The sequence below is a fragment of the Streptosporangium sp. NPDC006013 genome (assembly GCF_040614275.1).
GTDB lineage: Bacteria > Actinomycetota > Actinomycetes > Streptosporangiales > Streptosporangiaceae > Streptosporangium.
Map to the genome: position 1 here is coordinate 1 of NZ_JBEXUE010000355.1, position 10615 is coordinate 10615.

The following is a 10615-nucleotide window of genomic DNA, read 5'->3' on the forward strand; positions in this document are numbered from 1 at the left end:
ACACGATCAGGCCGAGGACGGCGAACATGAAGGCGTAGGTGGGGATCGCGAAGGCCGCGCCGGACTCCCGGATACCACGCAGGTTCACCAGGGTGTCTCGGCGGCGGGGAGCGCGCCCTTGGCCGCCAGCTGAAGCAGTGGGGGCACCGCGTCGTCGCCCTCCACGGTAAGGAAGTAGGCCAGGACCAGGGCCGTCGCCGGGCCGGACGCGCCTTCGGCCAGGGTCAGGTTGCGGAGGTCGTCGATCGCGATGTCGGGCGGGTCGAAACGGTCGATCAGGCCGATCGCCAGATGGGCCGCCGCGAGCTCCCGGTGGTGGGGCGTCATGCCGGGCCAGAAGTGACGTGACACGCGCCGGAACGGGTGCATCTCGGGCGCGGTCAGCAGGGCGTTGAGGTGGGCGAGACCGGTGGGCTCCACGGGTTGCCAGCTCACATTGGCGATGCCGCGCTGGTCGAGGACATGGTCGTCGTAGGGCACGACGCGGGAGCCGAGGTCGAGGGTCCAGGTCAGCTCCACCTCCGGGGATGGGGGCGCGCCGCGCTCGAACCAGCGGGCCACCACCGCAGCAGCCGCCGAGCCGATGCCCTTCGCGCGTTCGGCCAGGTCGGGGGCGGGATCGGGCGGGAGGCGTAACAGGGCCTGTTCCACGTCCAGCGGGAGCGGTTCGCAGCCGGATTCCGCGCACACGGCCAGGCGGTTGAGCAAGGTCTCGGGGTCGAGGTGGCCGTCGGCGCGGGTGGGGGTGGCCAGCAGTACCGGGGGCAGGGCTCCGGCCTTCGCCGCGCGCAGGAGTTCGTCGAGGCGGGACAGGAGGAAGGCGTGGGGGCGGGCGCACTCTCGCAGGTGGGGGAGGCGGTTCCAGGGAGCGGGGGCAGGTCGCGCCTCCAGGTGGTAGAGGTCGGTCTGGACGTCGATCGTCCGCAGGATCTCCTCCTGTACGTAGTCGGGCATCTCGTGGAGCGGGACGACCGTGCGGAGGCCGGGGAACAGCTGGAAGGCCGTGGCCGCGACGTTCACCATGCCGTCGTACAGGGCCTGCCCGAGATCGCCGGACAGGCCGGGGAAGGCCTGCTCCGCGTCGGCCCGCTGCTCCTCGGAGATCGTCTTCCGGTACGACGGGCGCTGCCTCGGCGGACGGGACATGGGCGGCCCCGGATCTTCGCCGGGGTTGACGAGTTCCCTGGCCAGCGCGGTGCACCAGTCACGCGGGGACTGCCACGTCGGCGCGTCGTAGAGCACCGGCCGCAGGTGTTCGCCGAACCGCCGGGCCAGCGTTTCCTTCAGGGAGTCCGGGTTCGTATGTGCCTCCCGCGTGACCGCCGCCAGCCACGCCTCGACGTCGATCCAGCCGATCTCCTCCGGCGGGCCGCTCTCCAGGCCGGAGGTGGGGAACGGGCCGGGGATGGTGGCCTCGGGCAGGCGGCCGGGGGTGAAGTCGCTGGTCCAGCCTCCGGTGAAGCGCTCGAAGAGCTGCCGGGCCGAGGCCGGGGGCAGCAGTTCGGCCGCCTCCAGGATCGGGGCGGGGTCGGTGAGGTGGTCGGCGTGCTTGAGGGTGAGGGTGACCGCGCGGTCGCGCACCTCGTGAGAGGCGTGCGCGTACGCGTTGGTCAGCGCGGTGACGTGGTCGGCCACACGTTCCGGTGTGGTGGCGAGGTCGCGGTCGAGCCAGGTCAGGCCCTTCACGGCGAGCTTGGCCTCTTGGCGGAAGGTCATCGCCTCGATGGCCTCGGCGACGTCCGCCGGGTCGAGCCGCGCCTGGCGCACCTGCTGCCAGGCCAGCTCGGCTACCGGGCCCGGCGCGGCGGGCAGCAGCCGCAGGTAGTCGCGCAGCCGCCCGGCCGACTCCTCGGGCGTGGGCGCCACGAGCGTGTGCAGCCGGACGAAGAAACGCAGGTCCTGCGCGTCGCCGCCGAGCAGGAAACGGCTCACGCAGCCGGTGAGGATCTGCTCGCGCGGCAGCGTGCGGGCGGCCAGGGTCAGCCAGCGGGACGGCTTCGGGGTGAGCGTCTCGTTGACCAGCGCCCGGCCCGCGCCGGCCGCCTCGAAGATCTTCGGAAGCAGGTGGGGCGTCAGCGGGTCCTTGGCCACGCCCACCGCCGACAACCAGGCCGCCACCAGCGGCTCGTGGTCGGGTGGGGTGGCCTCGCCGTCGCGCAGCAGTTCCAAGGCCAGCGGCACGATCCGGTCGTCGGGACGGCGGATGCGGCGCGCGAGCCGTACCGCCAGATCGGCACGCCAGGCCACCGGGCGCCCGGAGACCGCCTTCACCAGCCGGTGCGGGCTCGGCGCGCCGGACCAGCGGGGATTGAGGTCGCGCTTCATCAGCCAGGTGACCGCCCCGGCCGGGCCGGGAATGGTCGCCGCGCCCACCATCATCAGCACCTCGGACCGGCCGGTGACCTGCTCGTCGGCGGTCCAGTCGAAGGCGTCCCAGCCAACGGTGGCGGCCAGCAGCGGGCTCTCGCGAAGCTCGGCGAGCAGGCCCGGCAACCCGGCGGCGACGGTGGCCCGCTCGGCGTCGGTGAGCTTCGGCAACCGCAACGCCAGACCCTCGGCGTCGTGGTTGAGCACGAGATTCCTGATCTCGATACGGATGTCGTCAGAGGTCATGACGTGGCTCCGGTGAGCTGGGCGTGAAGGCGCTTGCACTCGTGGACGAAGCGGATCGTCCGGCGGCTCTGCGCGAACTCGGCGACGACCGGGATCTCCCCGCGCGCACCGGTCCAGCGTGCCACGTCGGCGGCGAAGGCGACGAGTTCGGCGTGGGTCACGGTGATGCGCTGCCCCTCGCCCGGCAGCATCCCGGGCAGCAGAGCGCGCAGGATGCGCCACACCTCGTGGTGGCCGCCGGCGTCGGCCAGCTCGGTCAGGGCCGCGATGGCGGGGCGGGTCTCCCGCCAGGTGCGGCGCAGCACCAGCGCGAGCTGGCGGCCGATCGCCTCGGCGGGCAGCTCGCCCCTGGCGGCCATGCTCAGGACCAGCGGGATCATGCCGGGCACGCTGTCGGCCAGGAGGAAGGCGAGGATCACCGCCGTGGACTCGCCCATCGGGCCCTGGGTGATCTCCAGGCCGGTGATCTCCGTGGGCGTCACCCCCGCGCCCCAGCGGCCGCGCAGCAGGAAGGGCAGGAAGTTGACGGCCACGACCTCGCGGTGCGCGGGCAGCATGGCGGGCCACGCCCGGCGGGTGCCGCCGAACTCGTCGACCGTCCAATCGAACGGCTGGCGCAGCAGCACCTCGTCGATCAGCCGATGGCCGGTCGGGACCGTCACCCGCAACACCGGCTGCAGCCTGACCTCGGTGAAGTGTTCCGGTTCGCCGTCGCCGAACTCGACCATGGACGCGTCCACCATGTGGCGCCACACGTGGCCGCACTCGGGGTCGGCCATGCCGTCACCGGCGAGCCAGCGGGCGGCCGAACGCGCCGCCTCCGAGTCGACCTTGGCGGCCCGGTCGGCTGCGGCCTGGTGGCTGCCCCGGGGCAACCGCAGCAGCGCCTGCGCCAGGTCGGCCGGGGGCGGCTCCACTCCGGCGGCGGCGCAGGTCTCCAGCCGGTCGACCAGCACGTCGGGGTCGAGATGGCCGCTCATCCAGGTCGGCGTGGCCAGCAGCACGGGCGGCAGGGTGCCGTTTCGGAGGGCCTCGGCGAGTTCCGCGTAGCGGTGCAGCAGGAAATCGTGGGGCGGGGAGACGCGATTGGGGTGGGGCAGCCGGTTGCGCCGCCGCCACTCGTCGTGCTCGGGCAACTCCTTGGGCATGAAGGAACGCAGCCGGGGTGGGACGAAGACGACGGTCGCCTCCACGAGCGGCTCGCTTGGGCCTGGCGGGGGCACCTGCTCCTCCGCCCGCATCGCCGCGATCCGGGCGGGGTCCACGCCGAGCTCGGCCATGCGCTTGTAGGCGCGGTCGAGGATGAAGGACGGCATGGCCTCCACGGAGTCGTCGTACAAGACGCCAGTCCTCGTCCGCACCGGACGGAGGCGATCCGGCAGTCTGTCGTCGTAGACCTCCTCGTCCTCGTCCTCGTCGTCGGCGCCGAAATGCCACGGCTGCTCGACGTCGGTGGGGGAGTCGTACAGGTGGATCCGGCCCCTGGCGAAGGGGATCTGCCGGTCGCCCTCGTGGGCCACCGCCCCGTCCGGGCCGTCGTCGCTGGTCCAGGTGATGAAGAAGGCGCGCAGCGGGGTATCGTCGTCGAGGTAGCGGCCAAGCCGGTAGACGCCGCCCACCATGATCCGCCGGGGCCTCGGCTCCGGGTCGGGCTCCTCGCCACGGGTGAGGGCGCGTACTCCCACGGAGTGGTTCGCGCCGTCCCAGAACTTCTCCTGTTCGAACGGCGGCAGCTCCGGCACACTCCCGGGGGTGACGAGCTCGGCGGACAGCGCAGACTGCCAGTCGTCGGGGTAGAGGCGCACCTCCCTGGACCGCCAGTAGCCCTGGTCCTGCTCGACGTGGGGCTTGAGCCTGCGGCGCAGTTTCGCCCGGTCGTCGGCGAACCCGGCGACGAAGGCCGCCAGCCAGCGCTCCTGGCCGATCCAACGCTCGTGGTGGTTGGGGGAGATCGACGGCTCGGGGAACCGCCGCGCCTCCGGCAGCTCGGGCAGCGGCGGGAACTCCTTCTGCTCCAGCAGTTCCTCGACCTGGGGCTCCCCGCCGAACTGCTCGGCCAGCTTCGCGCCCAGGTCGGCGGGGAGGTGGCGGACGCCGTCGAGGATCGCCCCGGTGTGGTCGGCGAACAGGCCGGCGTATTTCAGGGTCAGCTCGGCCGCGCGGTTGCGCACGTCGAAGGACTTGTGCGCGTACGCCGTGGTCAGCGCGGTCACGAAATCGGCGGCCGCCTCGGGCGTGGCCCGGATCGCCTGGTCGAGCCAGCGCAGGCCCGTGGCGGCGAGCTTGGCCTCGTCCCGGAAGGTGAGCGCGTCGACCGCCTCGACCAGGTCGGCGTGGTCGAGCGGCATCGCCCCGCGCACCTGCCCGGCGGCCAGCTCGGCGACCGTGCCCGGAGCCGACGGCAACAACCGCAGGTAGTCGCGCAGGCGGGGCGCGGACTCTGCGGGCGCGGGGTCGAGGAGCATGTGCAGCCGGACGAAGAACCGCAGGTCCTGCGCCTCGCCGCCGCGCAGGAAACGGCTCACGCAACCGTCGAGCACCTGCTCCCTGGGCAGCTCGCGGGCGGCGGCGGCCAGCCAGCGGGTTGGCCGGGGCTCCAACCGCTCGTCACGGAGGGCGCGGCCCGCGCCGTCGGCGTCGAAGACACGAGGCAGCAGCACGGGGGTCAGCGGGTCATCGGCCACGCTCGGCGCGGCCAGCCAGGCGGCCACCAGCGGGTCGTGGTCGGGCGGCACGGCGCCGGACTCGCGCAGCAGCGCCACGGCCAGCGGCGCGATGCGGTCGGCGGGACGGCGCACCCGCTGGGCCAGCCGGACCGCGACATCGCAACGCCACTCCCGGGGGCGGGTGGCCGCCACCCGGCACACCTGGGCGACGTCGGGGTCCTCGGCCCAGCGGCGGTTGACGTCGCGGCCGGTCATCCACGTCACTGCGGTCGCCGGGCCGGTGATGACGCCGACACCGGTCAGCAGCAGCGCGTCGGCCAGTCTGTCGAGCAGGTCGCCGACCTCCCAGGAGGCCATCTCCTCGAAGTCGCCGGGATGCTGGGCGCGCACCTGCTCGGTGCGGACACGGCGCAGCTCCTTGACGAGGCCGGGCAACCGCCCGCCCAGCTCGGCGCGCTCCTCCTCGGTGAGCGTGACCAGCCGGTCGGCCAGGCGGGTGACCTGGTTGCGGGTGACCAGATCACAGATCTCCGTCCAGAGGGTCATCGGGAGATCTCCACGGCGGCGCGGGCGACGATCCGGGCGGCCAGCACGTGTTTGCACGGCCCACGGGAGCCGCGATGGTCCCACCACCACTCGCAGGTACAGGATCCGTCGGCCAGCGAGACCCGGCGCGCGCCGCCCGAGGTATGGACGGTGGCCAGCTCGCCTTCGAGGTGCACGGCGCCCGCGTCGACGAGCTTGCGCGCCTTGGCCAGCCGCGGGTTGAGCAGGATCACGTTGTCCTTGTCATAGGGCAGCTCACGGTGGAAGTGGGCGGCCTCCGACAGGTCGTAGCCGACCCGGCCGGCGACGCCGAGCTGCGTCAGCGCGGCCCGCACCCGGTCCGCGGGGATGCCCGCGCGGTCGGCCAGCAGGCCGATCTCGACCTCGGGCTCGAAGTTGAGCAGCATGCCCACCACGTCGGCGTCGTTCTCGGCCTCGTCGATGGCCAGGTCGTCGAGCACCGCGCCCTCGCCGGAGAAGCCGCGCCAGCGCTCGGGCGAGAGGGTGAGCGTGTAGCGCATGCCCGGCAGCTCCAGCTCCCAGGCGCTGGAGGCGGCGTCGGCCGGGCCGTACACCCGGAGGGACTTCGCGAAGCGCAGCAGCGGCAGGAGGGTGCCGAGCCGGTTGGGGCCGGCGAGCTGGACCGAGCCCGGAACCTGACGGTCGGAGACCTTCAGCTCCCGCCCCGCCTGCGCCACCCACACCGTGCCCTTCTTGGGCAGCCCGCGCAGGAACCGCACCGCCGCCATGCCGGTCAGCTCACCGCGCTGGTCCATGCCCGAGGCGATGACCTGCACCTCGGCGAAGCCGCGTAACCAGCGCTCGGGCAGCGGCACCTTCTTCTCCACCACCGCGCCATCCATCGTGGTCACGACCAGCTCGTCGAGCCCGACCCCCAGGTGCAACGGGTCACGCGCGCCGATGCGCGCCAGCGCCTCCCGGAGCGGCGCGTTCACGTCGACGTTGGTGGTGCCCCGGTCGAACACCTCGCCGTCGAGCGCGCCGTTCAGCAGATCAAGCCGGGCGTACACGCCGCCACAGGCCGAGAACGACTCGAACCGCAAGCGGTCTCCATTGCACGTCACCACCGGGTCGCGCACCCAGCCGGGCCGCGCCTGCGGCTGGTGGTAGCGGGCCAGCGCCACATCGGCGACGCCGAGCAGGGCCGCCGCGGCGGGGGCCGCCTGGGTCACCACGCCGCTGAAGAACCGGGGGGCCACGGCCGGGCCGGACAGGGCCCGCCCGCCGGAGGTCGCCAATCCGAGACGACCGTCGACAAGGGAGGAGGGCGCGGCGTACGTGTACGCCTGCGTCGCTGAAGTCATGGCCGGGACATTAGATCGCCCCACCGACAAACCGGCGCGGCAGATGTCGAGGAGATGAAAGGTTCCTGTGAACATCCATGCCCCCCGCCGGACGAACTGAGTAATTTGTCGTGTGCCAGGGGAGGGGGACGATGTGAAGCACATCCGCGTTTCCGACGCCGAACGTGACCGCGCCTGTGTGATTCCGGGTAAGCACTTCGCCGTGGGCCGCCTGAAGAAAGACGAACTCGACAACCGCGTCAACGCCCTTGCGAGTACAGCCGGGCCATGATCAACGGCTTAGCGTTAACCGCTGTACCAGTCCCAGGGCCGTCGCACAGTCCTATTGTTGGCTGATGCGCGCACACCACATTGACCGCCCAGCCGATCTCGACGTGGTACGTGAGTCCTATGACCGGGTGGCCGACAACTACGCCCACATGGTGGTGACGACGGGAGTCGGCGACATCCGTAGCCATCCATGGCTCAAGGCATCGATCGACGCCTTCGCTGACACCGTGAGCGAGCTTGGGCCTGTCCTCGACGTCGGCTGCGGACCCGGAACGGTGACCGCCTACCTTGCCGAACGCGGACTCGACGTGTCCGGGGTAGACCTCTCTCCTCGCATGATCGAGAACGCGCGCCGTCTTCATCCGCAATGCCGCTTCAGCGTCGCCTCTGCCACCGACCTCGACCTTGCTGAAGCGTCCCTTGGCGGCGTGCTCGGGTGGTGGTCACTGTTCAACCTCCCCCGTGACGTCCTTCCTCAGGTTCTCGCCCTGTTCGCGCGCGCGTTGAAGCCAGGCGGACACTTCATCACCGCAACACACGTCGGCGACGAAGACGCGGTGCGCACCGAGGCCTACGGAGGTGTACCCGTTCGTTGGACGACACACAAATGGCGGCCGGAACAACTCGTGGACCTGATCGAGCAGGCTGGACTGCGCCCGGTCGCCGAACTTCGGCTCCCTGCAGATGAGCAAAGCGGGCCGGGTCTGGTCGTCATGGCCAAGCAACCCGGCTGAGGATCAGGCGTCGGAAGCGGCACAGGGTCTCGTGCCGGGCAAGGCTCCTCCGGACGGTTGCGGCGCCGGTTGAAGGTGCTGCTCTGGCGGGCAGCAGTCGGCGCGGCGACCGCGACCGGAGCGGGCCTCGTCACGATCATGGCCGACTGGATCAATAGCCTGTCATGGGCCCTCCACCCGCCGGGTAGGACCGCCGCATTGTTGCGACGGTCCCCCTCGGAACCGTGCGTGCCACTCCTCGCGGCACACGGCTCGAGCAAGCCCCGAAGGGCGGTTCAGGTTCGCTGTGCCGGGTTCCTGCGACGCCGGGCGAGATAGCCCCGGTGGCAGGAGGCGTGAACGAGGCGGGTCTGGTCACCGTCAGGTGAGCCGGGTCAATCGTGACGGGGGATGCCGGAGACCTCGTGATCGGCGTGGAAGAGCGCCTCGCCGATCAGGGCCCGGACGTGCGCGTCGCGGGCGCGGTAGAGCACGCGGCGGCCTTCTCTTCGGGTCTGTACGAGCCCGGCCAGCCGGAGTTTGGCCAGGTGCTGGGAGACCGAGGGTCTGGCCACGTCGATCGCTGCGGCGAGCGATCCGACGTCGAACTCGCCGGTGGACAACAGCCACATCAGGCGCAGCCGGGTGGCGTCGCTGAGCATGCGAAAGGCTTCCACTGCGGCTTCCACCTGCGCGCCGGTGGGTTGCGCCTGCGAGAGATTGGCACCTGATTCGTTGTCGCGTGCGTACATGACTACATATAATCGGGCGAAACGGTCGGAGAGGCAAGCGAGGCACGCGGATGGCGCAGCAGGATTCCCCCCACCACGGTCACGGGCATGGCCACGGTCACGGGCATGAGGAAGAGCGAGGTGGCGGGTTCAGGCGGTTGCTGGCGAAGGTGGGCCACGTCGTTACCCCGCATGGTCACGACAGCGCGGACAAGACCGACTCGGCGTTGGAGTCCAGCAGCCGGGGGATGCGGGTGCTGGCCATCTCGTTCGCCGTCCTGGTGGTCACCGCGCTCGTGCAGTCGGCGATCGTGGCGGTCTCCGGCTCGGTGGCGCTGCTCGGCGACACGCTGCACAACTTCGCCGATGCGTTGACGGCGGTGCCACTGGCGATCGCCTTCTGGGTGGGCCGGCGGGCGGCCACCCGCCGGTTCACCTACGGCTACGGCCGCGCTGAGGACCTTGCCGGGGTCGTCATCGTGGTTTTGATCGCCGCATCGGCCGCTCTGGCCGGCTACGAGGCGGTCAAGCGTCTGATCAACCCGGAGGACATGAGGGCGCTCGGACTGGTGGCCTCGGCCGGAGTGGTCGGGTTCCTCGGCAACGAGTGGGTGGCCCGCTACCGGATCAAGGTGGGCCGGGAGATCGGCTCTGCCGCCCTGGTGGCCGATGGTCTGCACGCCCGCACCGACGGGTTCACCTCGCTGGCGGTGCTGCTCGGCGCGGGTGGCGCCGCGCTCGGCTTCCCGCTGGCCGACCCGATCGTTGGCCTGCTGATCACTGTGGCGATCCTGTTCGTGTTGCGGGACGCCGCACGAGAGATCTACCACCGGCTGATGGACGCGGTCGATCCGAAGCTGGTCGCCCAGGCCGAACGGATCTTGGCCGGGGTTGCCGGGGTTGAGCGCGTCGGCTCGGTGCGGCTGCGCTGGCTCGGTCACACGCTGCGCGCCGAGGTGGACATCATGGTCCGGCACGATGCGTCGCTGCTGCAGGCGCACGCGGTGGCGGTAGAGGCCGAGCATCGGCTGATCCATGAGCTTCCGCGGTTGCGTGCGGCCACCGTGCACGCCGATCCCGACGGCCCGGCCGGCACTGAGCACCATGCGATTCTCCTGGCCCACCGCTAGCCTGCTCGATCACCTGGCCATCCCCCGGCTGATCGGGGCGAACGTTCGGGTCAGCACGGTTTGTCGGTGGCTTGTGTAAGCATGCTCCACCGGTTGGTCGGCGCGGGGGGATGAATGCTGAAGGCATTGCCGAAGGCGGCCAGAGCGCTGGTCTGGGTGCGGATCTTGAACGCGCTCGGTGCTTACGCGCTGTCGTTCCTGGCGGTGCTGGCCGGGCCGCAGTTGGCTGTGGTGGCGTTGGCGGTCTTCGGGGTGACGGCCTTGATCTCACGCTGGGCGGGAGCGTTCCTTCTGGACTGGTTCTCCCCGCGCACGGTGCTGGCTGCCGGCCTGGCCGCGACCGGCGTGGCGCTGATCGCACTGGCCGTGGCGGACGGCCCGGCGCAAGTGGTGGTCGCAATCGCGCTGGTCGGGTTGGCGTTCGAGCTGTATGAGCCAGCCGGCCAGGAACTGCTGGCACGGGCGCGCTCGGGTGAGCGACGAAGAAGAACGCCATGGCATCGGTGCACAAGTCCAGCTCGGGCCCTTGGGCGTAGGGGAAGCCGTAGGCGGCCAGGCGCGGCCGACCGGATCCGATAGGCAGGACTACCGCGCTCGGTGGAGAGTCCGCTCCCGCCCGCG

At 71.5% G+C, this 10615-nt stretch carries 8 protein-coding genes; 4 read left to right on the forward strand and 4 right to left on the reverse strand.

Going from position 1 to position 10615, the window contains the following annotated elements; genetic code table 11:
- Positions 1-84: 84 nt before the first annotated feature.
- The 3 genes from ABZ260_RS37170 to ABZ260_RS37180 are packed head-to-tail and all read right to left on the reverse strand — an operon-like array spanning position 85 to position 7150.
- Positions 85-2613: a hypothetical protein gene (locus ABZ260_RS37170; protein WP_355626901.1), complete on the reverse strand. Its 2529-nt coding sequence runs from the start codon at positions 2611-2613 to the stop codon at positions 85-87.
- Entirely contained in the window at positions 2610-5825 is a 3216-nt protein-coding gene (locus ABZ260_RS37175) for a DUF6493 family protein (protein ID WP_355626903.1), read from the reverse strand. Before ABZ260_RS37175 ends, ABZ260_RS37170 begins: the two co-directional genes overlap by 4 nt.
- Positions 5822-7150: an SWIM zinc finger family protein gene (locus ABZ260_RS37180; protein ID WP_355626905.1), complete on the reverse strand. Its 1329-nt coding sequence runs from the start codon at positions 7148-7150 to the stop codon at positions 5822-5824. The genes ABZ260_RS37175 and ABZ260_RS37180 overlap by 4 nt, the downstream gene beginning before the upstream one ends.
- Before the next feature lie 133 nt (positions 7151-7283).
- On the opposite strand from ABZ260_RS37180, the gene ABZ260_RS37185 reads away from it, so the two are divergent.
- Positions 7284-7421 carry a DUF1707 domain-containing protein gene (locus tag ABZ260_RS37185; protein ID WP_355626907.1) on the forward strand — a complete coding sequence of 46 codons (138 nt, stop codon included), beginning with the start codon at positions 7284-7286 and terminating at the stop codon, positions 7419-7421.
- Between the two features lie 64 nt (positions 7422-7485).
- Positions 7486-8154 carry a class I SAM-dependent methyltransferase gene (locus ABZ260_RS37190; protein WP_355626909.1) on the forward strand — a complete coding sequence of 223 codons (669 nt, stop codon included), beginning with the start codon at positions 7486-7488 and terminating at the stop codon, positions 8152-8154.
- Between the two features lie 374 nt (positions 8155-8528).
- On the opposite strand, the gene ABZ260_RS37195 is transcribed toward ABZ260_RS37190, so the two are convergent.
- Complete coding sequence (locus ABZ260_RS37195) at positions 8529-8810, reverse strand: metalloregulator ArsR/SmtB family transcription factor (protein ID WP_355626911.1); 282 nt, start codon at positions 8808-8810, stop codon at positions 8529-8531.
- A 224-nt stretch (positions 8811-9034) separates the two neighbouring features.
- Between ABZ260_RS37195 and ABZ260_RS37200 the strand changes: the two genes are divergently transcribed.
- Together ABZ260_RS37200 and ABZ260_RS37205 are read left to right on the forward strand one after the other, a co-directional pair.
- Complete coding sequence (locus tag ABZ260_RS37200; RefSeq protein WP_355626913.1) at positions 9035-9994, forward strand: cation diffusion facilitator family transporter; 960 nt, start codon at positions 9035-9037, stop codon at positions 9992-9994.
- Between the two features lie 114 nt (positions 9995-10108).
- Positions 10109-10573, forward strand: coding sequence for a hypothetical protein (locus ABZ260_RS37205; protein WP_355626915.1), 465 nt, complete (start codon positions 10109-10111; stop codon positions 10571-10573).
- Positions 10574-10615 lie beyond the last annotated feature (42 nt).